The organism is Cohnella fermenti (genome assembly GCF_004801405.1).
Classification (GTDB): Bacteria; Bacillota; Bacilli; order Paenibacillales; family Paenibacillaceae; genus Cohnella; species Cohnella fermenti.
The window spans coordinates 1-25,374 of the sequence record NZ_SSOB01000035.1 but is presented as its reverse complement, the minus strand read 5'-3'; the positions used below and the strand labels follow the sequence as shown (position 1 = coordinate 25,374).

Annotated in this window: 18 protein-coding genes; 16 read left to right on the top strand and 2 right to left on the bottom strand. The window is 59.5% G+C overall.

Annotated elements, in window-relative coordinates:
• Positions 1–14 precede the first annotated feature (14 nt).
• Entirely contained in the window at positions 15–833 is an 819-nt protein-coding gene (locus E6C55_RS23145; protein ID WP_136372195.1) for an SDR family NAD(P)-dependent oxidoreductase, read from the top strand.
• A 537-nt stretch (positions 834–1,370) separates the two neighbouring features.
• Here E6C55_RS23145 and E6C55_RS23140 read toward each other — a convergent pair.
• Both E6C55_RS23140 and E6C55_RS23135 read right to left on the bottom strand, forming a co-directional pair.
• Positions 1,371–2,216 (bottom strand): AraC family transcriptional regulator, encoded by an 846-nt coding sequence (locus E6C55_RS23140; protein WP_136372194.1) that lies wholly within the window; start codon positions 2,214–2,216, stop codon positions 1,371–1,373.
• Positions 2,217–2,249: 33 nt separating this feature from the next.
• Positions 2,250–4,709: an alpha-mannosidase gene (locus E6C55_RS23135; RefSeq protein ID WP_168735828.1), complete on the bottom strand. Its 2,460-nt coding sequence runs from the start codon at positions 4,707–4,709 to the stop codon at positions 2,250–2,252.
• Between the two features lie 334 nt (positions 4,710–5,043).
• Between E6C55_RS23135 and E6C55_RS23130 the strand changes: the two genes are divergently transcribed.
• The 15 genes from E6C55_RS23130 (at position 5,044) to dnaJ (ending at position 24,968) form a co-directional block, all read left to right on the top strand.
• On the top strand, positions 5,044–5,994 hold the full coding sequence (locus E6C55_RS23130; RefSeq protein WP_136372192.1) for a glycoside hydrolase family 113: 951 nt from the start codon (positions 5,044–5,046) through the stop codon (positions 5,992–5,994).
• Between the two features lie 21 nt (positions 5,995–6,015).
• On the top strand, positions 6,016–7,245 hold the full coding sequence (locus tag E6C55_RS23125) for an AGE family epimerase/isomerase (RefSeq protein WP_136372191.1): 1,230 nt from the start codon (positions 6,016–6,018) through the stop codon (positions 7,243–7,245).
• 34 nt (positions 7,246–7,279) lie between these two features.
• Positions 7,280–8,488, top strand: a complete 1,209-nt coding sequence (locus tag E6C55_RS23120) for a glycoside hydrolase family 130 protein (RefSeq protein ID WP_136372190.1) — start codon at positions 7,280–7,282, stop codon at positions 8,486–8,488.
• Between the two features lie 332 nt (positions 8,489–8,820).
• Positions 8,821–10,137, top strand: coding sequence for an ABC transporter substrate-binding protein (locus E6C55_RS23115; protein ID WP_136372189.1), 1,317 nt, complete (start codon positions 8,821–8,823; stop codon positions 10,135–10,137).
• A 567-nt stretch (positions 10,138–10,704) separates the two neighbouring features.
• A complete protein-coding gene (locus tag E6C55_RS23110) occupies positions 10,705–11,985 on the top strand; it encodes a stage II sporulation protein P (protein WP_136372188.1) in 1,281 nt (426 codons plus the stop codon).
• 51 nt (positions 11,986–12,036) lie between these two features.
• On the top strand, positions 12,037–12,513 hold the full coding sequence (locus E6C55_RS23105) for a hypothetical protein (protein ID WP_136372187.1): 477 nt from the start codon (positions 12,037–12,039) through the stop codon (positions 12,511–12,513).
• 128 nt (positions 12,514–12,641) lie between these two features.
• The gene (locus tag E6C55_RS23100) at positions 12,642–13,670 is read left to right on the top strand and encodes an HD-GYP domain-containing protein (protein ID WP_168735827.1); all 1,029 of its coding nucleotides are present in this window, start codon (positions 12,642–12,644) and stop codon (positions 13,668–13,670) included.
• 396 nt (positions 13,671–14,066) lie between these two features.
• The gene (locus E6C55_RS23095) at positions 14,067–16,013 is read left to right on the top strand and encodes an endonuclease MutS2 (protein WP_136372185.1); all 1,947 of its coding nucleotides are present in this window, start codon (positions 14,067–14,069) and stop codon (positions 16,011–16,013) included.
• Between the two features lie 128 nt (positions 16,014–16,141).
• Positions 16,142–17,956, top strand: a complete 1,815-nt coding sequence (gene lepA / locus E6C55_RS23090) for a translation elongation factor 4 (RefSeq protein ID WP_136372184.1) — start codon at positions 16,142–16,144, stop codon at positions 17,954–17,956.
• Between the two features lie 84 nt (positions 17,957–18,040).
• Positions 18,041–19,240, top strand: coding sequence for a radical SAM family heme chaperone HemW (hemW, locus tag E6C55_RS23085; RefSeq protein WP_136372244.1), 1,200 nt, complete (start codon positions 18,041–18,043; stop codon positions 19,238–19,240).
• A gap of 308 nt (positions 19,241–19,548) precedes the next feature.
• Positions 19,549–20,010, top strand: coding sequence for an N-acetyltransferase (locus E6C55_RS23080; RefSeq protein WP_136372243.1), 462 nt, complete (start codon positions 19,549–19,551; stop codon positions 20,008–20,010).
• A 151-nt stretch (positions 20,011–20,161) separates the two neighbouring features.
• Positions 20,162–21,187 (top strand): heat-inducible transcriptional repressor HrcA, encoded by a 1,026-nt coding sequence (gene hrcA, locus E6C55_RS23075; protein ID WP_136372183.1) that lies wholly within the window; start codon positions 20,162–20,164, stop codon positions 21,185–21,187.
• Between the two features lie 65 nt (positions 21,188–21,252).
• Entirely contained in the window at positions 21,253–21,834 is a 582-nt protein-coding gene (gene grpE, locus E6C55_RS23070; protein ID WP_136372242.1) for a nucleotide exchange factor GrpE, read from the top strand.
• A 54-nt stretch (positions 21,835–21,888) separates the two neighbouring features.
• Positions 21,889–23,736 (top strand): molecular chaperone DnaK, encoded by a 1,848-nt coding sequence (gene dnaK, locus E6C55_RS23065; protein ID WP_136372182.1) that lies wholly within the window; start codon positions 21,889–21,891, stop codon positions 23,734–23,736.
• Between the two features lie 104 nt (positions 23,737–23,840).
• Entirely contained in the window at positions 23,841–24,968 is a 1,128-nt protein-coding gene (dnaJ, locus tag E6C55_RS23060) for a molecular chaperone DnaJ (protein WP_136372181.1), read from the top strand.
• The last annotated feature ends 406 nt before the right edge of the window (positions 24,969–25,374 follow it).

Sequence of the window (25,374 nt, the reverse complement as noted above, 5' to 3'; positions counted from 1 at the left end):
CGGAGGACAGACGAATGAAGCGGGAGGAACGCGAGATGCAGGGACGTACGGCGATTGTGACGGGGGCGGCGGGAGGCATCGGCAAAGGCATTGCGCAGGTGCTGCTGCGGGAAGGCTGCAATGTTGCGGTGCTGGACTGGGACGAACAGGAAGGCGAACGGACGGCCCAGGCGCTGGCCGCGTCCGTGAACGATGCCGGACGGGTGTTGTTCGTACAGACGAACATGTCCGTCGAAGCCGATATTGTGGGGGCATTCGAGCAGACGGCAAAGCGGTGGAGCCGGGTCGACATTCTGGTGAATAACGTTGGTACTCATTACTATCATCCGATCGAACAGATCAAAGCGGAGGATTGGGATCGCGTCATGGCGACCGATCTGCGCGGTTACTTCCTCACCGTAAGGCAAGCGGTGCCGATCATGCGACGACAGGGGCGCGGGGCGATCGTAAACATCGCGTCGGTGCATGCGAATCAGACGGCGCCGCATTGCTCGGCGTATGCGGCGGTCAAGGGCGCCGTTGCGGCAATGGGACGGAGCATGGCGCTTGAACTCGCGCCGGAGGGCATTCGCGTCAATACGGTGCTGCCGGGCTACACCCGCAATGCGAATATCGAACGGCAGCTTGCCGGATTGACGGAAGAAGAACGGGCGGCTTCCGAGCGGGAGATGTCGCGCAACATTCCGCTCGGACGGCTTGCCGAAGCGGTCGAGATCGGAGATGCGGTCGCCTTTCTGGCAGGCGACAAGGCTTCCTTCATTACGGGAGCTTCGTTAACGGTGGATGGCGGGGAGTCAAGCCATCTGCAGTGGCAGCGGCAACAAGACCAATAGCGAGATAGAGGGCCGGCCCAAGTCTAACGACTTTAGGGCCGGCCCTTCGCTCTCTCGACGTATAGTGCGGGAGGGGGGAGGGCCGGGCATCTCGCCGGACTCGCCGGATAGGAGGGATTTATGTGGAATTTCACATTCGAGCGGCGCAATAACGGGCAGGTTGGACGATTCTATGTGAAAAATAGCATACATAGAGAAAATTCCGGCTCCCGTTGCCTCATGTAGGCTAAAAATCACATAAAACGCCGAGATCGCGGCTCATTCCAACCGATGAATGTGAAAAACCACATAAAATCGCAAAAGAGCCGGCGGATCAGAGGGCAAGAGCCGGCGGATCAGAGGGCAAAGGCCGGCGGTGTCCTCCCTGCCAAATGGGCTCACGGAACGGGAGAGGAGCGCCGCACCCAACGCCTAGCGATCAGCTTGCCAGGCATCCGGTACGCGGCAACGCCTCCCCCCGCACCTTCTCCCCCTCTGGCGGCATTAGGTCTCCTCTCCCGCTCGCACTCAAAGGACGCCGTTAGGCATTTTTCTTAATCATTCCTTAGCGCTCTTGCGGAACTGTCCGGGACTCGTTAAGGCGACGCGGTGGAAAAGGTTGGAGAAGTAGAATTCGTTGTCGAAGCCGGTAGCGGCCGCAATGTCGCGCAGTGTCAAGTCGGACTCGAGCAGCAGCTTCTTGGCGCGGGCAATGCGAATATCGTTCAGCTTCTCGATCAACGATAGGCCGGTTTGCTGTTTGAACCGCCGGGACAAATTGCGATAGCTCATGTGCAGCGCGTCGGCAAGCTCCTGTACTTTAAAGCCGGACGCATAATACTCTTCCATATAAAGAGCGACCTGCTGCACGAACGGATCGTGACCGTATGCCAGAGGAGCCGGCGAGGCGTTATCGCCGTTCCATTCTTCGAACAAGCGGCACAGCCACTGCAGGAATGCCGTCTGCACCCCGAATGCGCTTGTTTCGTTGCCGATGCGCAGAAGCGGAAGCCCCAACTGCGGTCCAAACGCATATGGACGCGGCTTGCGGAAGACGCCAATCAGCTCCGGTGCAATCCCCGGAGCGTCTTCGCAGGCGAACGGCAGCTCGGCAAGCTGGAAGCGCAAGCAGAAGCCGTCGTCGCCGATTCCTTCGGCATTGCGGTGCGAGTGGGCAACGCCGGGAGGAATCAAATAGCACTGTTCAGCCTCAATTCGGAATTCTTGCCCCTCGATCGACGTATAGACAGCGCCTTCGGCTACGTAATTGAATTCAAACCAAGGATGACGGTGAGCGGTCAACGTCCAATCCGTCCCGTGTCTGGCAGACAACGCGTCGACAACCGTCACGAGCAAATCGTTGTACCGGATCGGCTTCATCGTCAGCCGCTTTAATGCATGCATGGTTTGCTGCCAGTTAAGCGCGTTAATATTCGATTACCTCGCTCCGTATTCGAGTAAATCGACTTCCGAGACAGGCACGCTGCGATCTTCGGGGATAAAGAAAGATTTCACTTCGCATATGCCGAAGTCCGCATTCCATTCGCGATCGTGCAGCGGAAGCCCGATGGTTGCCTTCGTTGCCCGGCCAGCCGCTTCATGGCAGCGGACGATCCAGCCGTTGCCGTCCTCCGCTTGCTTTAAGACGTCAGCGATGACGTTATTCGCCGAGACGCGGATGCCTTCGGCCGATTGCGGAAGCGGGCCTTCATGATAAGTTTCCCAGAGCGCAAGGGGAGGGACGTTCCATTCGTTGGCCTTGCGCGGAATGCCGCTGTCCCGCCAGTCCCCGGCATAGGGAATGATCCCGTAAGAGAATTCCTGAATGCCTTGATCCATATACTCGACCAGATCGTCGCGCTCGCCGTAATGGTCGGCATAGATGGGGCTGCGCACAATCGTGAGGCGGATATCGTTGTCAAGTACATCATAGCCATATTTGGCGTCGTTGACAATGCCGATGCCGCCCCCTTCGGCCAAGCGGTCGCTTACGGACACCCATTGCTGGCCGGGCACCTCCTGCCCGTCGGTCTTGCGTTCTATATAGCCGTACGGAATCTCCCACACAGCCTGGGGCTCGCTTGCCTGGACGGGAAAAGACAGCTTCAGCATGCGATGCCGCTCGCGCCAGTCGAGCGTCGCTTTAACCTGGATGTCCGGCGAATCGTGACGAAGCGAGAAGTCCTGACGCAACACCGATGCGCCGTAACGGCTGGTGATTCGCAGCGTAGCCCGAAGCGGCCCTTCCTCGATGACTTGAATCGATGCATCCGCGAAACGGCCGATCTCATTGCGGTAACGGACGAGCCCGTGTCCCCAGGTGTCGCTGTCGGTTTCGTCAATCACGATCGGAACGGCCGCCTCCGCAGCTATCATTTCCTTCTTCGGCCGTTTATCGTACAAGCGCGTGAGGCTGCCGCGGCTTTCATCGAATTCCAGACGTATATACGTATTTTCCAACGCATAGGGCTCCGCGCGCAGCATGCCAGTCGATGGCTTCGCAGCGGCGGCTTTATCCCTGTACATCCAGAACACCCGGTAGCCGAACGCCGGCACCCGCGCCGGAAACAGCGTATCCCATTTGTCGTCATAGTCGATGCGCGAGGCACGGACCTTCTGCACAGGCAATGGGGCGCCTGTGTCATCTTCTGCGCCGGCAAGCATTTTGTTTGCCTGGACAAGAGCTTCGACTTCCCAGGACAATGGATTAAACACGACGAACGGGACCCCCAGATCGTCCTGTTCCCATAGCTTCGAATCTTTTTCTTTGCTCAAAGCGGCCACTTGCGGTTTCATCGTTCCGATGTTCCACGATATTTTTTGCATCGCCGCATTCAGTGCCTTTGCCCCGAGATGCAGCGCCTCGCCGTAGCTTTCCCGCGCGTCCTCGAACGCTTCCTTGATGCTGCAGCCGCCCATGATATCGTGAAACTGGTTGAACATGACATTTTCCCAGGCTGCAAGCAACTGTTGCTTCGGATAAGGAAGGTTGAGCAGCAGGTGAGCCAGGCTTGACCACTTCTCGGCGCTGAGAAGGCGGTGTTCGGCTTTGCGATTGTATTTTTTCGATTCGGAATGAGTGGAGTAGCAGCCGATTGCATGCATCTGCAGCTCATCTCGCAAGACGGGCAGGGGAGGATCGAGCGCGGCGACCTCCGCGAAATAAGCATCGGGGGAGCTCAGGGCGATATCGCCGCAGCCCTTCTCCGTCAGTTCCCGGATCGCAAGCAGATTGGCGACGGTCGGGCCGCCGCCGTGATTGCCGACTCCATAGAAGGACATATACGGAGCACCTTCCGCCTCTGCCATCTCCCCATGCTTCTGAATATGGTGCGTCAGTTGCTCCGTATCGCGCACGGTGTAGGCATCCGGAATCCGGAACGTCATGACGCGGCTGCCGTCCGCCGACTCCCACCAGAAGAGATTGGCCGGAAGCTGCTTCTCGTGCTCCTGCGGCCGCATGAAGACGTAATAGTCCATTCCGCTCTTCTTCAGCAGTTGCGGCATCATGCCGTGATGGCCGAAGGAGTCGACGTTGTAGCCGACTTTCGCTATTCGTCCGAATTTGGCAACGAAATAACGCTGGCCGTACAGACTGTGGCGCGCGAATGACTCGCCGGAAGGGAGGTTGCAGTCCGGTTGAATCCACCAGCCGCCGACAATCACCCATCTGCCCTCCGCCACCCGTGCTTGAATTTCGGCGAACATCGCGGGTTCGTTCTCCTCGACCCACTTGTAGTAAGCCGCGCATGCGCAGGTAAACACGAATTCGGGGAAGTCCCGCATCCGGTCCAGCGCCGAGCGGAACGTCGCTTTTATCTCTGCGAAGCCTTCCTGCCACTGCCATAGCCATACCGGATCGAGATGAGCGTTGCCGATAAGATGTATCTTTGCCACGTTGCGCCTCCTGTTCGAGCTGAATTTGATTACAATCGTAGCGCAGACAGCAACTCGGGAAAATCGGGAAAAAAGCCAACTTTTTATAAATTTAGGCCAACCCGACCCGGCGGCTGATCTGCGAGCGATCTGTTCCCGTATGAGTTCCGCCTCCCTAACAAACAATGATGGTGAGCCTAACGGTTATTTTTTGTTCGTGACGCTTCTCGTTATTGACTTCTCCTCTTACGGTGATACAATGCAGATGATGATATGTTATTAGAAATTAGAAACAAATAACTAACAATAGTTGCGTTTTAGGTTTACTTAAAATGCGGCAAGGAGTGAAACGAAAATGAGTTGGACGGAGAAAGTATGCGGCATGACGTGGGGCTGGACCGGCGTCCGGGGCACGTGGACGGGAGAAGCCGCCGAACGTTCGATGGAGGAGATGGCGAAGCTTGGCGTCAACTGGACGGCGATCGCGCTGTCGGCGTTGCAGGAGCATCCGCAGGCCACGACGATTCCGTTCCGCGAGGCGCCGACCGTGACGGACGACGAGGTGCGCTGGGCCATTCGCAAGGCGAAGTCGCTCGGCCTTAAGGTGTGCCTGAAGCCGGTTGTCAACTGCGCGAACGGAACATGGCGGGCGCATATCGGCTTCTTCGACAACGAGATTCCGGGAGAGCCGTCCTGGCGGGAGTGGTTCGCTTCCTACGGCGAATTCATCAAGCATTATGCGGCCATCGCGAAGGAAGAGGGCTGCGAGATGTTTTGCATCGGCTGCGAGATGGTGCAGACCGACAAGCGCGAGAGCGAGTGGCGGCAGCTCATCGCCGAGGTTCGGCCACTCTACGACGGGCTGCTCACGTACAACTGCGACAAGTACCAGGAGGGCTACGTGAACTGGTGGGACGCGGTCGACATCATCTCGTCGAGCGGCTACTACCCGATCGGCGAGTGGGAGCGGCAGCTTGATCGCATCGAAGCCGTCGCGACGAAGTGGAACAAGCCGTTCTTCTTCATGGAAGCCGGCTGTCCGAGCCGCGAGGGCTCTCCGCACCGGCCGAACGACTGGTCCTTGCCGGGCGGTCCTTCGGAGGAAGCGCAGAAGCTGTACTACGAGGACATGTTCGCGGCGACCTCGAAGCGCGAATGGATGCGCGGCTTCATGCTGTGGGATTGGCCCGCGAAGCTGTACGACGCCTCCGAAGCGTCCGCGAACGACGATTATTGCATGTACGGCAAGCAGGCGGCTGCGGTCGTGCGGGAGCATTACACCGGTTGGCAGCAGAACGAACGCTAACGAGAGGGGAACGAGGCAGCGATGAGGGAACGGACTTCGGATGAGCTGACGTTGGGAAGATGGCGCGAGGAACTGACGGGCGAGCTCAGGGACAATATTCTGGGCTATTGGATCAAGAACACGGTGGATCGGAAGCGCTTCGGGTTCGTCGGCGAGATCAAGCAAGACGGGCGGGTCGTGGAGGATGCGGACAAAGGATTGGTGCTTCATGCTCGCATTTTGTGGACTTTTTCGGCCGCTTATCGCACTTATCGGGATGATGAATATGCGGAGATGGCAAGGCGCGCATACGCCGCCCTTCGCGAGAAGTTCTGGGACGACGAGTTCGGCGGGCTGTACTGGATGATCGCTGCTGACGGCCGTCCGACTTCGGACAAGAAGCAGGTGTACGGGCAGGCGTTCGTTATTTACGGGCTTGCCGAATTCGCTCGCGCCGTGGGCGGCGAGGAAGCGAAGCAGGCAATCGCCTGGGCGGGGGAGATTTATCGGCTGCTTGAGAAGCACGCTTACGATCCCGTTCATCTCGGCTACGTGGAGGCTCTTGCCCGGGACTGGTCGGAGACGGACGAGCTGAGCCTGAGCGGCAAGGATCTGAACGAGCGCAAGTCGATGAACACGCACCTGCACGTGCTCGAAGCGTACACGAACCTGTACCGCGTATGGAAGCCGGAAGGGCTGCGGGCGAAGCTGAAGGAGCTGATCGAGGTCCATCTGGACAAAATTATCGACGCGGGCACAAGCCACTTCCTGCTGTTCTTCGACGACGAGTGGCAATCCAAGACGCCTCATGTGTCCTACGGGCATGACATCGAGGGAAGCTGGCTGCTCTGGGAAGCGGCCGAGGTGCTCGGCGACGAGTCGCTTCTGCCTCGCGTCAAGGAAGCGGCGCTTGCAATGGCGCGCGCGACGCTTGAGCAAGGCGTCGACAAGGACGGCGGCGTCTACAACGAATTCGACGGGGCCGATCATCTGGACGACACGAAGGATTGGTGGCCGCAGGCCGAAGCGATGGTCGGCTTCCTGAATGCGTACCAGTTGTCCGGGAAGGCGGACTATCTGGAGGCCGCGAAGCGAAGCTGGACGTTCATTCGCGACTGCATCAGCGACCGCGAAGGCGGCGAATGGCATTGGCAGGTGACGAAGGAGGGCGTTCCGGTTCGCTCGGACAACCAGCCGAAGGTAGGCGCGTGGAAGTGTCCTTATCATAACAGCCGGGCATGCTTCGAAGCGCTCGAACGCATAAAGTTCTAAACGCATTAATTTCTAAGGGAAGAGGGATACTGGAATGAGTGCATGGATGGAGCAACTGAAGAGCTTGGCGGAGAAGCAAGAGGAATTGATCGTGCGGCCGAATCCGGCTGTCGTTCCCGGCAACGGAATTTATTATCGTCACGAGCACCCGGTCGTCACGGCCGATCATGCGCCGCTGTACTGGCGCTATGATCTGAACCCGGAGACGAACCCTTACCTGATGGAGCGCATCGGCGTGAACGCCGCGTTCAATGCGGGCGCGATCGAACTGGACGGCAAGTTCTATCTGATGGTTCGGGTGGAAGGCGTCGACCGCAAGTCATTCTTCGCGGTCGCCGAGAGCGATTCCCCGACGGAAGGCTTCCGCTTCCGGGATTATCCGGTGCTGCTGCCCGAGACGGAGGACCCGGACATCAACGTGTACGACATGCGCCTCGTGAAGCATGAGGACGGGTACATCTACGGCCTGTTCTGCTCCGAGCGCAAGGACCCGGACGCGCCGAAGGGCGACACCTCCAGCGCGGTCGCTCAAGGGGGCATTGTCCGCACGAAGGATCTGCAGACGTGGGAGCGCCTGCCCGATCTGAAGACGCCGTCGCCGCAGCAGCGCAACGTCGTCCTGCATCCGGAATTCGTTAACGGCAAGTATGCGTTCTACACCCGTCCGCAGGACGGCTTCATCGACACGGGCGCCGGCGGCGGCATCGGTTGGGGGCTTGCCGACAGCATGAATCCGGCGATTGTGCCGCATGAGTCGATCGTGGACGAGAAGGTTTACCACACGATCAAGGAAGTGAAGAACGGCCAGGGTGCGGCGCCGATCAAGACGCCGCAGGGCTGGCTGCACATCGCGCACGGCGTGCGCAACACCGCCGCCGGTCTGCGGTACGTCATCTACGCGTTCATGACAGACCTGAACGATCCGAGCAAGGTGACGCATGCGCCGGCCGGCCATCTGATCGCGCCGGAAGGAATCGAACGCATCGGCGACGTCTCCAACGTCGTGTTCACGAACGGCCTCATCGCCCGGGACAACGGCGACGTGTACATCTACTACGCGTCCTCCGACACCCGCCTGCACGTCGCTTCCACGACGGTCGACAAGCTCGTCGACTACGTGACGAATACGCCGGAGGACGGCTTGCGCTCCCGCGCCAGCGTCGAGACCCGTTCGAAGCTGATCGCCGCCAACCTGGAGCGGATGCAGTCGCCGGAGTACTCGTTCCTGAAGCGTCAAGGCTGACGGTGTCGGGCCGGCGGCGGCGCGGTTGAAGGCGTCATGACTGGCGGCATCGATGCCGAGCGGAAGCTAACAAATGACGAGCTGTTTCGCGAATAAGCGGGATGGCTCCCCTAACGGCCCTCTGCAGGTGAGCGTATTTGCTCCTCTGCAGGGGGTTGTAAACTAAAAATTATTGTTTGTTATCATAATTGATGACAATAAAAACAAATGCGTTGCCTGTTAACCCTTGCCGGAAAGCGTATAATGTAGTCATGTAAGCGATGTCAACGTCGTCCTCGCCGAGGAATGACGAAGGCACCATCGCACACTTCTAACCTGGGGGTAGAGTTTAGATGAAGAAAAGCGCATTAACGGTCATGTCCCTGATTCTGCTGTCTTCCGCACTGGCAGCTTGCGGCAACAACAACAATAACAATGGCGAAGCTTCCCCTTCCGTATCCCCGTCGGCTTCCGCTTCCGCGTCTTCCGAAGGCGGAGCGACTTCCGACCTGAGCGGAACGATCAAGGTGCTGACGCACCGCACCGACCTTGTCAACGACGGCACGATGGATAAGTATGCCGCGAAGTTCAAGGAGAAGTATCCGAACGCCAAGATCGAATTCGAAGGCCTGACCAACTACGCGACGGACATCAAGCTGCGCCTCACGACGGGCGAAGCCGGCGACGTCAACATGCTCGATTCCGGGCTGGCCGTCAGCGAACTGTCGAAGTATTACGAGCCGCTTCCGGATTCGCTGTTCGACGATGTCTACTTCCCGGACATCATGGCTTATGAAGGCAAGCGCTACGGCATCACGACCGGCGTCAACACGAACGGCATCGTCTACAACAAGAAGGCGTTCGCGCAAGCCGGCATCGACAAGGTTCCGACGACGCTCGACGAGCTGTATGCGGCGGCACAGAAGCTGAAGGACGCCGGCCTCACTCCGCTGTACATGAACTACGGCGCTCAATGGCCGGTCACGAACTGGGGCGAGAACTCCTACGCTTATGTAGCGGGCAACGCCAAGTGGACCGACACGCTGCTGACGAGCGACGCTCCGTTCACGGTTGACGGCCCTTGGGGCACGCTGATCAACATCGCTCGCACGTTCGTCGAGAAGGGCTGGGTCGAGAAGGACCTGTCCACGAACAACTGGGAACTGTCGAAGGGCGAAGTGGCATCCGGCAAGGCGGCCATGTACTTCCTCGGCAACTGGGTTATCCCGCAAGTCATCGGCGCCGGCGCAGCCAGCGAAGATATCGGCTTCTTCCCGCTGCCGTATGACAACAGCGGCAAGTACAACGCTCCTCTGGGCGGCGACTACTTCGTCGGCGTGAGCAAGGACAGCAAGAACAAGGAACTGGCTAATGCGTGGGTGGAGTTCTTCGTCAAGGAATCGGGCTACCAAGCGGACTCCGGCTTCATGCCGATCGTCAAGAGCGAGACTCCGGAGAGCCCGCAGCTCGCCGAGTTCAAGTCCTTTAACCCGACGTTCATCGAGAGCGAAGCAACCGATCCGAAGTACAACGAGATCATGAACAAGGCCGAGATCGCAATCGGAACCGGCTCCGTCGACCAAGAGCTGATCACGGCGAAGGACCTGCAGAAGTCGTTCGACGAGCTGAACAAGAAGTGGGCAGCCGCCAAGAAGGCGCTTGGCTACTAAAACCTCACGGCACTCCAAGCTGAATAACGGAAGCCGCAAGGCATCCGCCGCAGCGAAACTCCCCCCGAATCAACCGGAATAACGGTTGGCTCGGGGGGAGTTTTTTTTTGGTTGCGCTCAAGCCCGCACCAACCCCACACCGAACAAGCGCGTAACCACACCGAATCCGATGGGCGGCGAATTTTATATATGAAAAATCACATTCGCGAGGCGCACTACCGGCGATTTGCCCGATTCTATGCGGAAAATAGCATAAAATGGTTGGTTTGCTGGTTCGGGGTGCCGGATATATGCGAAAAATCACATAGAATCGGCGGCGGAGGGGGTTCGGGCGCATGATGAATGTGAAAAATCACATAAAACCGGCGATGGCGGGAGAGCGGAGCACGATAAGTGTGAGAAATCACATAAAATCCGGCGGGCGAGGGGGAGCGAAGGGTTCGGAGCGCGATGGAGCTTCTTTGTTATTTCCGTTCTAGCAGATGCGCCTCTCTCATACAATTCACTAGCAAGCCAATTAATAGTAATAGAGAGACTCCCTGTACAGGGAATATCCGGGAGGCTGCCATGAGACGAATCGCCGCCGCTGGACGCAAACGACCTGTTCGCAATCCCCGCCGCATTCTCGCTACCGGCAAGGCGTTTCTTCTATTAAGCGCCGGCTCGATGGTCGTATTCCTCCTGCTCGGACTTGGAGGCATGCTGCAGAACGCAATGGCGACGAATCCGGTGAAGTCGATGAAGGGGTTCGCCGCCTCGCTCCCCGCTACGCTTTTCTCCTCCCTGTTGGGTATGGAATTGCCTCATATGGCTAAACAAGAGAATAGCTCCCCTCTGTCCGCCCGGAAGGCCGCCGCGTTCCTCGTGCGCTTCCTGACCGACCTCAACCCGAACGATCCGAAGAGCCTGCTCGAGCTTGGCATGCCCGGCATCGGCCAGGACAACGCGGTGCTGCTTCGGCCGGGTTCGGGCGGCAGCGCGGACGAGGCGCCGGTCGACCACGCGCCGGAGAGCGTTACGATGGAGGACGCCCCGGTCACCGAGCCGGAAGCCGGCAGCGAAGGCGCCGGAGGCGACGGGGACGGAAGCGGGTCCTCCGCAGCCGCATCGGGCACCCAGCCGCCGCAGTCCGGATCGGCCGGGACGGAAGCGCCGGGAACTCCCGAGGCGGAGACCGAGACAAGCGGGCGCAAGGTCGTCTTCATCTATCACTCCCACAACCGGGAATCCTTCTTCCCCGAGCTGAAGGAGGGAACGAAGCAACCGGATTCGGACACGGTGAACGTGACGCTGGTCGGCCAAAGGCTGGCGGCTGGGCTCGAGAAGCTGGGGGTCGGGGCGCTTCACTCCGACAAGGATTACGCGAAGACGACCAAGGACTACAACTGGAATAATTCTTATAAGTACTCGCTTGCTACGGTGAAGGAGGCGATGGCGTCCGACAAGGACCTGAAGTTCTTCTTCGACATTCACCGCGATTCGCAGCATCGCAGCAAGACGACGGCAACGATCGGCGGGGTCGATTACGCGCAAGTCTACTTCATTATCGGCCATCGCAACCCGGACTGGGAAGAGAACGAGAAGTTCGCGAACGACATCCATCAGGTGCTGGAGAAGGAGTACCCGGGGCTGTCGAGGGGCATCTGGGGCAAGGACAGCTCCACCGGCAACGGGGAATACAACCAGTCGGTGGCGCCGGACAGCGTGCTTATCGAGATCGGCGGCGTGGACAACACGCTGGAGGAATGTTACCGGACGGCGGATGCGCTGGCCGAAGTCATCTCCGAGCTGTATTGGAAGCAGCAGGACGCGCTGGAGGTCGGCGGCCAAGCTGCGAACGGGAAATAAGCGGGATATGAACGGGAAACGGAAAGGAAACGGAAAAAGGAGTGATGAGCCGTGAGCAAGGATCTGGTCAAGCTGCTGGTCGTCGTCGGGGCAATTCTGTTCGCCATTCTGTTCGGGATGGAGCTGGCCGGCAGCGGTATTCATTCCGTCTACGGGCCGATCGAGCAGAACGCTGCCTCCCCTTATGGAGAGCTGTCGGAATCGCAATCGGGAATCGAAGCCCGCGGCAGCGTCTCCGGCGATCGGAGCGGACAAGGTGCGAGGACGGCAGGTTCGGGAGAGGAAGAGCCCGAGAATGCCCGCTATGGCAATGAGCCGGAAGGCATCTCTTACGATCCGGAGGGAGCGGCGCGGACGACGGCGGGAGGGAGCGAGGCGACCACGGGCGAGGGAGAGGCGGAGATTCCCAGGCTCGATCACAAGCCGGTGGTCGACCGACTCGCGGGCAAGACGGCGGAGGCGCTGCAGAGCGCATCGCGGGGCGGCATCCGCTTCATCGCGGATCTGTTCGGCCGGACGACGCAATAGGCGAGAGAAAATCCTGATTTTGTAACTAAGGTTACAGATCAGGTACTAGGTTTATGGTAGTATTCTTGTAGGAACAAAGCTCTAGTAAAACCATGCGAAAAGAGAGAGAGTATCGACGGAGCGGAACTATGAGAATCATACCTGTAGAAGAAGCAACAGAGGGAGATTTGCTCGTCAGAGGTCTGCATGACAAGGACGGCCGCCTTATTCTCTCGCATGGCGTCCGGCTCACGCACAAGCTGATCGACGGCATCAAACGATATGGGCATCGCTACGTATTCGTCCGGTCGGACGGGGCGCAGGACGAGAAGGAATTCGCAAGCAAGACCAACATCCGGAATCTGACCCGGGATATGCTGCTTCGGATCTTCCGGGCCTTGCGCGAGCGGACGCCCTTGTCTTCGATTCCGCTTCGGCAATGGGCGGATCATATCGCCGATTCGGCGGAGAGCGGACAGGGAAGCGATAGCGAGTTCTGTCTGTCGAACCTGGAGTTCGGAGAAGACGAGCTTCTCTCCCATTCGCTGAACGTGACCCTTCTCTCCCTTATCGTCGCCCGCAAGCTCGGCTGCAAGAGAAGCGCGCTGGTCGAAGTCGCGATCGGAAGCCTGCTGCACGACGTCGGACTTGTGCGCCCGATGGATACCGCCCTTGTTATGCACCATCCGGTGATCGGCCTCGATACGGCCCGGCAGTTCGGCGGCATTCCGGAAGCATCGCTTCGCATAATCGAGCAGCATCACGAGCAAGTGGACGGCAGGGGCTTCCCCTATGGCCTTAAGGGAGAGGGCATCGACGAGGCTTCGCAAATTGTCGGCCTCGCGAGCGAGTTCGACCTCTTCCTGAGAAACGGCGGGCGAAGCGCCCGTCCGTGCGAAGGCGTCGACTTCGTCATGTCCAAGGTGGACACCTACTTCTCTTATGCGGTTGTGAACGCCTTCGTCAAGACGTATCGTCCTTATCCGAACGGTACGCGGGTGAGGCTGACGGGAGGATTGCGGGGAACGGTGTGCGAGCAGAACCGAGGGAATTCCTGCCGCCCGATCGTCCGGCTGGCGCCGTTCGACTCCCGCTTCGATCTTCTGGCCTACACGATGTTCCGGATCGAGGAAGTCGTCGAGGAACCTGCGGCCGCGAGCGGGACGGCGAAGGATTGACATCGGGCGGCTTGGCGTCTATAATCGGACCATATTCAGGTTTAAAGGGGCAATTTGCATGTTGGTCTTGGTTCTTAACTGATCAATTGGATAGACCGTTCTACCGAAGAGTCAGCGGCTGCCGTCGGCAGTCTGTTCGCTGACGCCTGCGGGGGCGGTGTCTGATTGCCAGGGAAGAACCGGTCAAGCTCGCCCCAGCCGTTAAGGCAACGTTCGGGACGACGACCGTGCTCATTCGGGCACGGTCTTTTTGCGCTTTCCGGGCCCGCTGCGGGTCTTGTTCAAGCGTATCTCCCGTCCGTTGCCGAAGTTGGCCGCGTGCTTCGCCGATTTGGCGATGGCGCGGCTTTTTTGGCGTTCCAATCTGAACAATGGTAGAAAATGGAGGTTGGTCCCGTGAGAGAACATGCGTTAATGAAGCTTGAGTATGGGAGAGCGATCGAGGCGGTCCGACACTATCTCGTCACGTATCCGGGCAAGCGGCTTGCCGAGCGGTTGGAGCCTTCTACCGACCTGCGGCTGATCCGCTCCCGCATGGCCGAGACCGAGGAGGCGAGACGGCTGCTCTCCAAGGGGGCGCAGCCGCCGCTGCCGTCGCTCGAAGGGGTGGAGGAGATCATGATGCTTCTCGGCACCGGATATATTCTGTCCGAGCCGCAGCTCGGCGCGCTCGCCCAATTTATCCGGAGCTGCGGTCAGTTGAAGAAGTTCATGGAAGCGAAGAGCCAGGAGGCTGCCGTCGTCGCATCTTATTCGGCCTCGATGTACGAGATCAGGGAGCTGCTCCGCGCCATCGAAGGGAGCATCGACCGCGGCCGCATCGTCGACGGCGCAAGCGCGGAGCTCGGGAAGGTGCGCAAGCGAATCCGTGTCGCGGAAGAGAAGCTGCACCGGAAGCTGGACGCGATCATGGCCAAGCATGCTGCGCACCTGCAAGAGAGGCTTGTCAGCCAGAGGAGCGGCCGCTTCGTTCTTCCGGTGAAGAAGGAGTATCGGAAGCTGATCCGCGGCGCCGTGCTCGACGAATCGTCGAGCGGGCAGACCGTGTTCGTCGAGCCGGAGGAGGCGAGCCTGCTGCAGCAGGAGCTCGGGCTGCTCCGTTCGGAAGAGAGCCGGGAGGAACTGCGCATTCTGGCGGGCCTGACGGAGGCAGCGGAGGGCTGCAAGCAAGAGCTGTCGATCAATATCGAGACGATCGGCCATTACGACCTGCTCTTCGCGAAGGCGAAGTGGGCGCTTGCCATCGGCGGCCGTCCGGTTGAGCTGAACGAGGAGGGAGTTATCGAGCTGAAGGGGGCGCGCCATCCGTTCCTCGGAGCGGATGCCGTTCCCTTGGACGTGACGGTCGGGGGCGATTACCGCTCACTGCTCATTACGGGGCCGAACACGGGAGGGAAGACGCTTGCGCTGAAGACGGTCGGCCTGCTCACCTTGCTGGCCCAGACGGGGCTTCTCGTGCCGGCGGCGGAGGGCAGCCGGCTGGCGGTCTTCCGCCGGGTGGAAGCGGACATCGGCGACGATCAGAGCCTCGACCGCTCCTTGAGCACGTTCTCCGCTCACCTGACGAACTTGATCGGCATTCTGGCCGAGGCCGGACGGTCGACTCTTGTCCTGCTCGACGAGCTGGCGACGGGCACCGACCCCGGAGAGGGCGTCGGCCTGTCGATCGCGGTGCTGGAGGAGCTCCACCGAAGCGGCAGCGTCGTGCTCGCTACAACCCATTTTAACGAGATCAAACAATTCGCCAGGGTAACTCCGGGCTTCCGCAATGCGCGGATGGCGTTCGACGAGGAATCGCTGCGTCCGCTCTACCGCCTTGACATGGGGGAAGCGGGGGACAGCTATGCGTTCGTGATCGCCCGCCGGCTCGGAGTCGAGGAGAATGTGCTTCGTCGCGCGAAGCAGATCGCGGAGCGGCTGCAGGCGGGGCGCGGGAAGCCGGAGGACGGGGAGCTGTTCGACGGTCTCGGGATCGCTCCGGCGGAGGCGGCGGAAGGCAAGCGGGAAGGCGGCAGCGGGAAAAGAAAAAGCGAGCGCGGCAGGGACGCCGGAGCAACCCCCGAGTTCAAGATCGGCGACGTCGTCTGGATTCCGAGCTTGAAGGCGCCGGGCACCGTCTATCGGCTGCCCGACGAGCGCGGCAATCTGACCGTACAAGTCAAGGGGCAGAAGCTGCGGATCAACCGGAAGCGCATCAAGCCTTATATCGACGGAGCGCGGCTGTACCCGGAGCAGTACGATCTGGACATCGTCTTCGAGTCGGTGGCGAGCCGCAAGCTGCGCAAGCGGATGAGCAAGCGGCACGTCGAAGGGGCGAGCATCGAGACGCCCTCCGACGACTGACGGAAGGCGCGGATCGGCGGTGCGGCGAAGATAGAACGAACGCGACGATTGATGCGCTTCGAATCCGTTGCTATAATAGATTGGATAGCCTCATGTTTCGAGGATTCGAGGATTCGGTGGAGGTACACATGGCAGACATTCAACGCAAACAGAGCCATATTCGCAACTTTTGCATTATCGCGCACATCGACCATGGCAAGTCGACCCTGGCCGACCGCATTCTGGAATATACCGGCACGCTGACATCCCGCGAGATGCAGGATCAGATTCTCGACTCCATGGACCTGGAGCGGGAGCGCGGCATCACGATCAAGCTGCAGGCCGTCCGCCTTCAATACACGGCCGACAACGGAGAGACGTACACGCTTCATCTGATCGACACCCCCGGGCACGTCGACTTCACGTACGAGGTGTCGCGCAGCCTCGCAGCCTGCGAGGGCGCGCTGCTGATCGTCGACGCCGCCCAGGGCATCGAGGCGCAGACGCTCGCGAACGTCTATCTCGCGCTCGACAACAACCTGGAGATTCTTCCGGTCATCAACAAGATCGACCTTCCGAGCGCGGAGCCCGAGCGGGTGAAGCAGGAGGTCGAGGACGTCATCGGCCTCGACGCCAGCGAAGCGGTGCTCGCCTCCGCGAAGAACGGCATCGGCATCAAGGAGATTCTCGAGCAGGTCGTCCATAAGATCCCGGCTCCGCAGGGCGACATCGACGCGCCGCTCAAGGCGCTGATCTTCGACTCTCACTACGACGCCTACAAGGGAGTCGTCTGTTATATCCGCGTTATCGACGGCAGCATCCGCGCGGGCACCCCGATCAAGTTCATGGCGACCGGAGCGACGTTCGAAGTCGTCGAGGTCGGCACGTTCAAGCCCCGCGCGACAACCGTCGACATACTCGGGCCGGGCGATGTCGGCTTCGTGACCGCTTCGATCAAGAACGTGAAGGACACGCGTGTCGGCGACACGATCACGAACGCGAAGGTGCCGACGCTGGCGCCGCTCCCCGGCTACAAGCGGATCAACCCGATGGTGTTCTGCGGCCTGTATCCGATCGATTCGTCGGACTACAACGACCTGCGCGACGCGCTCGAGAAGCTGGAGCTGAACGACGCTTCCCTGCGCTTCGAGCCCGAGACGAGCCAGGCGCTCGGCTTCGGCTTCCGCTGCGGCTTCCTCGGCATGCTCCACATGGACGTCATCCAGGAGCGGATCGAGCGCGAATTCAACATTCCGCTGATCACGACGGCCCCGAGCGTTATTTATAAGGTAACGCTGACGAACGGCGAACAGCTCGACATCTCCAACCCTTCGGAATACCCGGACTCGTCGAAGCTCGACTTCGTCGAAGAGCCTTACGTGAAGGCGTCGATCATCGTCCCGAAGGATTACGTGGGCGCGATCATGGAGCTCTGCCAGGGCAAACGCGGCGAATTCATCGACATGCAGTACCTGGACACGAACCGGGTGACGCTGAAGTACGACATTCCGCTCGCCGAGATCGTGTACGACTTCTTCGACCAATTGAAGTCCAGCACGAAGGGATACGCTTCGTTCGATTACGAGCTGTCCGGCTACCGCCAGTCCAACCTGGTGAAGATGGACATCCTGCTGAACGCGGAGCAGGTCGACGCCCTCAGCTTCATCGTCCACCGGGATCGCGCCTACCAGCGCGGCCGCATCATCTGCGAGAAGCTGAAGGACCTCATTCCCCGGCAGATGTTCGAGGTGCCCATCCAGGCGGCCGTCGGTCAGAAGATCATCTCCCGCGAGACGATCAAAGCGATGCGCAAGAACGTGCTCGCGAAGTGCTACGGCGGGGACATCTCGCGGAAGCGCAAGCTGCTCGAGAAGCAGAAGGAAGGCAAGAAGCGGATGAAGCAGGTCGGCAACGTCGAGGTTCCGCAGGAAGCGTTCATGGCCGTACTGAAGATTGACGAATAGCATTGAAGCCGAGGATGGACCGGGCAACCGGTTCATTCTCCGGTTAAGGAGAGAGGAGGGCGACCGATGTCTGTCGGCCCCTTGATGAATTCAGCCGCGGCCGGGGCGGCCGCGGCTCCGCTGCACGAATGGACGCCCCGCGCGTTGTACATTCACATCCCGTTCTGCACCAACAAGTGCTTCTACTGCGACTTCAATTCTTACGTCGTCGAGGGGCAGCCGGTGGACGCCTATCTGGATGCGCTGGAGCGGGAGATGGAGAGAACCGTTCGGGAGCTTCCTCCCGAGACGATCCGCAAGGTGTTCGTCGGCGGCGGGACGCCGACCGTGCTGAACCCGGTCCAGATGAAGCGGTTCCTGGATTCCGTCGCGCGGCACTTCCCGGTGGCGAAGGATGCGGAGTTTACGATGGAAGCGAACCCCGGCACGACCGACCCGGCGAAGCTTGAAGCGATGCTGGCGGGCGGAGTCAACCGGATCAGCTTCGGAGCGCAATCGTTCGACAACGAGCTGCTGAAGGCGATCGGCCGCATTCACGAAGCGGACGACGTCATCCGCAGCATCGGCAATGCGCGCCGGGCGGGCTTCTCTAACCTGTCGATCGACCTCATGTTCGGCTTGCCGAGGCAGACGCTGAAGCATCTGGCGGACAGCGTCACGACGGCGCTGCAGCTCGATCTGCCGCATTACTCGTTGTATGGCCTCAAAGTCGAGGAGAATACGCTTTTCCACCGTCTGTATGAGCGTGGGGAGCTTCCGTTGCCCGAAGAAGAGCTTGAGGTCGATATGTATCAGCATCTGCGGGATCGGCTTGGAGCCGCCGGCTACGTGCAGTACGAGATCAGCAACTTCGCGAAGCCGGGCCGCGAGAGCCGGCACAACTCGACCTATTGGCACAACGAGCCGTATTACGGGCTCGGCGCGGGAGCGCACGGCTATGCGAGAGGCTTCCGGCATCTGAACATCAAGGGCGTTCAAGCGTACATCGACGCTGCGAATGCGGGGGTGCCGCGGAAGGAGACGAACGCCGTCCCTGTCCGCGAGGCGATGGAGGACTTCATGATGGTCGGCTTGCGCCTGCTCGAAGGCGTAAGGACCGCCGGCTTCAAGGAGCAATTCGGCGGGACCGCCTTGGAGAGCGTCTTCGGCCCGGTGCTCGCCAAGCTTCGGAAGCAAAATTTGCTCGAAGCCATCCCGGGCGAAGACGGCGAGGCCCTCGGGTACCGGCTTACCGCGACCGGAATTCCGCTCGGCAACGAGGTTTTCGGGGCGTTCTTGGAGTAGCCCCCTTCGGCTTAGCACGGTCCGGAGAGGCTCGCCGGAGCGCAATATATGCGAAAAACCGCATACAATCGACGGACGAAGGCACTTTGGAGCGGCGTGAATGTGAAAAAACGCATAAAATCGCATAAAAACGGCTCGGAGAGAGACAAAGCGGGGGACGGCGTGCTCAGTGAAAGCAGTCAAGCCTGGCGGCAGAATATCGCTCATAATAGCTAAAAAACACTATTGAATTTTCATTCGTGCTGTTGTATATTTATTCGCATCGGTTCTTAATTCCGGCAAGCGAGAAAGAAGGGATACGCGTGAACATGACCATTACTTGCCGCAAGGCGCAGCCTAACGATGTGGATGCCTTGCATGAGCTCATTCAAGGTTACGCTGAGAAGGGGATCATGCTTCCGCGATCCAAGGACGCGCTTAAGCGTCATATCAATTCTTTCTTCGTTGCCGAAGAGGACGGCAAGCTGATCGGCTGCGGTTCGCTGTTCCGTCTTGGCTCCGACCTGGTGGAGATTCGTTCGCTCGGCATGGCCGAGGGCTACAAGGGCAAAGGGCTCGGCTCGATGATCGTTGACGCCCTGATCGATGAAGCGCGGGCGATGCGCATTCCGAAGATCATGGCTCTCACCTACGCGGTCGATTTCTTCCTGAAGAACGGCTTTACCGTTGTGAACAAGGAGATTTTCCCCGAGAAGGTGTGGACCGACTGCGTCAACTGCAGCAAGCAGCATGCCTGCGACGAGATCGCCGTCGTGCGGATGCTCGGCTGATTCCGGTTCGCGATCTTACCTATAAGAAGATGACAAGCGCCAAACCGTGCGGATCGTTCTTGACAACGACCGGAACGGTTTGGTATTTTTGTAGTAGTGATTAGCACTCGACAAGATTGAGTGCTAACGATAAACGAGGAGGGAACGCGGAGTGCTGAGCGAACGCCAGAGAATGATTCTTAACGCGATAGTCGATGATTACATCCGTTCTGCCGAGCCTGTCGGTTCTCGCAGCATATCGAAGCGAGCGGACGTTGCGTTTAGTCCGGCGACGATCCGCAACGAGATGGCCGATCTGGAGGAGTTGGGGCTGCTTGAGCAGCCGCATACGTCCGCGGGCCGCGTTCCCTCCATTAAAGGCTACCGCTATTACGTCGACCATCTGATCAAGGTCGAAGGGCTCGGCGAGCGGGATATGCTGAAGATCCGCAGCTTCTTCGCCGAGAAAATGATCCTGTGGGAGGAAGTAATCGGCCATGCCGCGACGATCCTGTCGCAGCTCACCAATTACACCTCCATCGTGCTTGGACCGGAGACGTTCCAGGCGACGCTAAAGCACTTCCAGCTCGTTCCGATCAACGACACGTCCGCCGTCGCGATTATCGTGACGAGCACCGGGCATGTGGAGCATCGGATCGTCAGCATTCCGGAAGGGATCGGCATGGACGATATCCAGAAGATCGTGAATCTGCTCAACGACAAGCTGAGCGGCATTCCGTTCATTAAGGTGAAGTCGGTGCTGCACAGCGAGATCGGCAAGGAGCTGAGCCGGATCGTCGAGAGCTGCGAGCAGATTGTCAATGTGCTCGAGAAGACGCTCGCCGACAATGCGGAGCCGAAGGTGTACACGAGCGGGGCCACGAACATTCTGACGCAGCCCGAGTTCAAGGATATCGGCAAGGTCAAGAGCATTCTCGATATGCTCGACGAGACGCCGATGCTCCTGCGGCTCTTCCAGTCCGTCCCGAACGGCATTCAGGTGCGAATAGGAACGGAGAATGCATTGGAAGCGATCAATCAATGCAGCCTGATCACGGCCACCTTCTCCTTCGAAGGGCAGTCTCTCGGTTCGATCGGCATTCTGGGGCCGACCCGGATGGATTACGTGAAGGTGCTCAGCCTGCTCGACTTTTTATCCAAGGACATGGCGCTATGGTACGCCAAACAGCACAAATAATCCCGTATATCCCGACAAGTCGAGTGGTACGGTAAGGAGGTGATCCCTGCGTGAGCAGTCCAGAGATGAAGGAGCATGACGAGATGGATAAGGAACTTGGGAACGCGGCCGAAGAAGTCGCGCAAGAGGCGGCCGAGGAACAAACGGAGCCGGTCGCGGGGACGGAAGCGGACAACTCGGAGCAAGGCGGACAAGACGATCCGCGCTTGGAAGAGCTTCGCAAGCAAGCGGAGGAAGCGAATGTGCGCTTCATGCGCGCTCAGGCGGACTTCGACAACTATCGGCGCCGCACGCTCAAGGAGAAGGAAGAGCTGGCCCAGTATGCCTCATCCAAGCTGATCGGCAGCCTGCTTCCCGTCATTGACAACTTCGGACGCGCGCTTGCGACAAGCGGCGATTCCGTGGACGTCCAATCGTTCTCGAAGGGCGTCGACATGATCTACCGCCAGCTATGGCAAGTGCTGGAGGGAGAAGGGCTGAAGGAGATGGACGCCGTCGGCCAGCCGTTCGATCCCGAGTTCCATCAAGCGATTATGCAAGTGGAATCGGAGGAATATGCGGAAGGCACGGTCGTCGAAGTCGTGCAGTCCGGCTACATTCTTAAGGATAAAGTTATTCGCCCCGCCATGGTTAAAGTCAGCGGGTAATGATAGAAGAATTCTTAACAGATTAGGTAACTAAGCGATAAGGAGCTGGATAAGATGAGCAAAGTAATCGGAATCGACTTGGGAACGACGAACTCATGCGTAGCGGTAATGGAAGGCGGAGAAGCCGTCGTTATTCCCAACCCGGAAGGCAACCGCACGACCCCTTCGGTCGTCGGCTTCAAGAAGGACGGAGAGCGCACGATCGGCGAGACGGCGAAGCGCCAGGCCATCACGAACCCGGATCGCACGATCATCTCGATCAAGCGTCACATGGGCACGAACCATAAGGAAGCGATCGACGGCAAGGACTACACGCCGCAAGAGATCTCCGCGATGATTCTGCAGAAGCTGAAGTCGGATGCCGAAGCGTATCTCGGCCAGCCGGTCACCCAGGCGGTCATCACCGTTCCGGCTTACTTCAACGACAGCCAGCGCCAAGCGACCAAGGACGCCGGCAGCATCGCCGGCCTCGAGGTGCTGCGCATCGTCAACGAACCGACGGCAGCGGCGCTCGCTTACGGTCTTGAGAAGCAAGAGGACCAGACGATTCTTGTCTTCGACCTCGGCGGCGGCACGTTCGACGTCTCCATTCTGGAGCTGGGCGACGGCTTCTTCGAAGTTAAGGCGACGAGCGGCGACAACCACCTTGGCGGCGACGACTTCGACCAAGTGATCATGGAATGGCTGTCTAGCGAGTTCAAGAAGGATCACGGCATCGATCTGCTGAAGGACAAAGCGGCCGTGCAACGTCTGAAGGACGCTGCCGAGAAGGCGAAGAAGGAGCTGTCCGGCGTGCTCAGCACGACGATCTCCCTGCCGTTCATTACGATGGTCGACGGCGTTCCGCAGCACTTGGAGCTGAACCTGTCCCGCGCGAAGTTCGACGAACTGACCGCTCCCCTCGTCGAGCGCACGATGGGCCCGACGCGCCAAGCGATGTCCGACGCCGGTCTGTCCGCGTCCCAGATCGACAAGATCGTTCTCGTCGGCGGCTCCACGCGGATTCCGGCCGTTCAGGATGCGATCAAGAAGCTGACCGGCAAGGAGCCTCACAAGGGCGTTAACCCGGACGAAGTCGTTGCACTGGGCGCGGCCGTTCAAGCGGGCGTTCTGACCGGCGAAGTCAAGGACGTCGTCCTGCTCGACGTCACTCCGCTCTCCCTCGGCATCGAGACGGCCGGCGGCGTTCTGACGAAGATGATCGACCGCAACACGACGATCCCGACAAGCAAGTCCCAAGTGTTCTCCACCTTCGCGGACAACCAGACGCAGGTCGAGATTCACGTTCTGCAAGGCGAGCGCGCCATGGCGAAGGACAACAAGACGCTCGGCCGCTTCATTCTGAGCGACATTCCTCCGGCTCCGCGCGGCGTTCCGCAGATCGAAGTGTCCTTCGACCTCGACGCCAACGGCATCGTGAACGTCTCGGCTCTCGATAAGGGCACGGGCAAGAGCCAGAAGATCACAATCACGTCGTCCAGCGGCCTGAGCAAGGAAGAGATCGAACGCATGCAGAAGGAAGCCGAGCTTCATGCCGACGAGGACGCGAAGCGCCGCGATCTGATCGAAGCGAAGAACTCCGGCGACCAGCTCGTCTACACCGTCGACAAGACGATCAAGGATCTCGGCGACAAGGTCGACGCGGGCGAGATCTCCAAGGCCGAAGCGGCGAAGGAGACGCTGAAGAAGGCGCTTGAAGGCGAGAACCTCGACGAGATCAAGTCGGCGACCGACGCGCTCACCGAAGTCGTGCAGCAGTTGTCCGTCAAGCTCTACGAGCAGCAAGCGCAGGCGGCTCAAGGAGCTCAGGGCGCGGATGCATCGGAAGACGCCGGAGCGGCGCCGAAGAAGGACAACGTTGTCGACGCCGACTACGAAGTCGTGGACGAGGATAAGAAATAAAAGCAATAACTTTTGCGTATAGATAGCGAAAGTCAAAGCTGCTTCCCTTCGCCTTGAGGCAAGGCCGGGAAGCCGGCTTTGACTTTCCTCATGGAGGTGGGGAAGTGGCCGGCAAGAAGGATTACTACGAGGTGCTGGGCGTAAGCCGCAACGCCTCCGCGGACGAGATCAAGAAGTCGTACCGGGGACTCGCCCGGAAGTATCATCCCGATGTCAACAAGGAAGCGGACGCGGAGGAGAAGTTCAAGGAAGTCAAGGAAGCGTACGATACCCTGAGCGACGACCAGAAGCGAGCCCGCTACGACCAGTACGGGCATGAAGACCCGATGGCCGGCTTCGGCGGCGGCGCGGGAGGCGCGGACTTCGGCGGCGGCTTCGGAGACATCTTCGACATGTTCTTCGGCGGGGGCGGCAATCGTCGGGACCCGAATGCGCCGCAGCGCGGCAACGACCTGCAATACACGATGACGATCGAGTTCAAGGAAGCGGTGTTCGGCAAGGAGACGGACATCACGATCCCGCGAACCGAGACGTGCGACACGTGCCACGGCAACGGCGCGAAGCCGGGCAGCAAGATCGATACTTGCTCCGTCTGTCACGGCTCCGGCCAGCAGGAAGTGGCGCAGAACACGCCGTTCGGACGGATTGTCAACCGCCGTGCCTGCTCGAATTGCGGCGGCCGCGGCAAGATCATCCGCGAGCGCTGCACGACCTGCGGCGGCAATGGCCAGGTGAAGCGTCAGCGGAAGATTCATGTGAAAATCCCGGCCGGAGTAGACGACGGCTCGCAGCTTCGCGTCAGCGGCGAAGGCGAGTCCGGGGCACGCGGCGGGCCGAACGGCGACCTGTACCTCGTGCTCAGGGTCAAGTCGCACGACTTCTTCGAACGCGAAGGGGACGACATCTATTGCGAGGTTCCGCTCACGTTCGCGCAAGCGGCTCTCGGCGATGAGATCGAGATTCCGACGCTGACCGAGAAGGTGAAGCTGAAGATCCCGAGCGGCACGCAGACGGGAACGTTCTTCCGTCTGAAGGGCAAGGGCGTGCCGAAGCTGCGCGGCTACGGCCAGGGCGATCAGCACGTCAAGGTGACGGTCGTCACCCCGACGCAATTGACCGACGATCAGAAGGAACTGCTTCGTCAATTCGCCTCCAAGAACGGAGAAGAAACGAGCAGCGAGCATCATGAATCCATCTTCGAACGAATGAAAAAAGCGTTCCGGGGCGAGTAGTCCCGCTAGGAAGCCGGACCGATCCGCCGCAGGCAAGCTGCCTGCCGGAGTCGGTCCGGCTTGTTTGTTGCCGGGCGTTCCGATGATGCCCGACAGGGACCGGGATTTTTATGCGAAATTTCAAATTGGAGAGGCCTGATATCGGACCGTTTGGGCAATTGTATGTGAAAAATAGCATCCATGGAGAAGATTCCAGCCCGAGTTGCCGTATATATGTTAAAAATCACATAAAACGTCTCGATTGTCTCCCGATCCAAGCCGGCGAATGTGAAAATTCATATAATGAGTAGCGAATTATCTGAAGTCGAGCAGAAAAAATAGCTCCTTGCAAGCAGGAGCTACGACTTTAGATAATTCGTTTGGACGAAACCGCGGTGGGCTACGCACGTTGCTACGCTATGGGGAA

Bases quoted from the DNA above. Each gene is read 5' to 3' on its own strand.
- E6C55_RS23145 (WP_136372195.1), top strand. From the start codon at position 15: ATGAAGCGGGAGGAACGCGAGATGCAGGGACGTACGGCGATTGTGACG.
- E6C55_RS23140 (WP_136372194.1), bottom strand. From the start codon at position 2,216: ATGCATGCATTAAAGCGGCTGACGATGAAGCCGATCCGGTACAACGAT.
- E6C55_RS23130 (WP_136372192.1), top strand. From the start codon at position 5,044: ATGAGTTGGACGGAGAAAGTATGCGGCATGACGTGGGGCTGGACCGGC.
- E6C55_RS23125 (WP_136372191.1), top strand. From the start codon at position 6,016: ATGAGGGAACGGACTTCGGATGAGCTGACGTTGGGAAGATGGCGCGAG.
- E6C55_RS23120 (WP_136372190.1), top strand. From the start codon at position 7,280: ATGAGTGCATGGATGGAGCAACTGAAGAGCTTGGCGGAGAAGCAAGAG.
- E6C55_RS23115 (WP_136372189.1), top strand. From the start codon at position 8,821: ATGAAGAAAAGCGCATTAACGGTCATGTCCCTGATTCTGCTGTCTTCC.
- E6C55_RS23110 (WP_136372188.1), top strand. From the start codon at position 10,705: ATGAGACGAATCGCCGCCGCTGGACGCAAACGACCTGTTCGCAATCCC.
- E6C55_RS23100 (WP_168735827.1), top strand. From the start codon at position 12,642: ATGAGAATCATACCTGTAGAAGAAGCAACAGAGGGAGATTTGCTCGTC.
- lepA (WP_136372184.1), top strand. From the start codon at position 16,142: ATGGCAGACATTCAACGCAAACAGAGCCATATTCGCAACTTTTGCATT.
- hemW (WP_136372244.1), top strand. From the start codon at position 18,041: ATGAATTCAGCCGCGGCCGGGGCGGCCGCGGCTCCGCTGCACGAATGG.
- E6C55_RS23080 (WP_136372243.1), top strand. From the start codon at position 19,549: ATGACCATTACTTGCCGCAAGGCGCAGCCTAACGATGTGGATGCCTTG.
- grpE (WP_136372242.1), top strand. From the start codon at position 21,253: ATGAAGGAGCATGACGAGATGGATAAGGAACTTGGGAACGCGGCCGAA.
- dnaK (WP_136372182.1), top strand. From the start codon at position 21,889: ATGAGCAAAGTAATCGGAATCGACTTGGGAACGACGAACTCATGCGTA.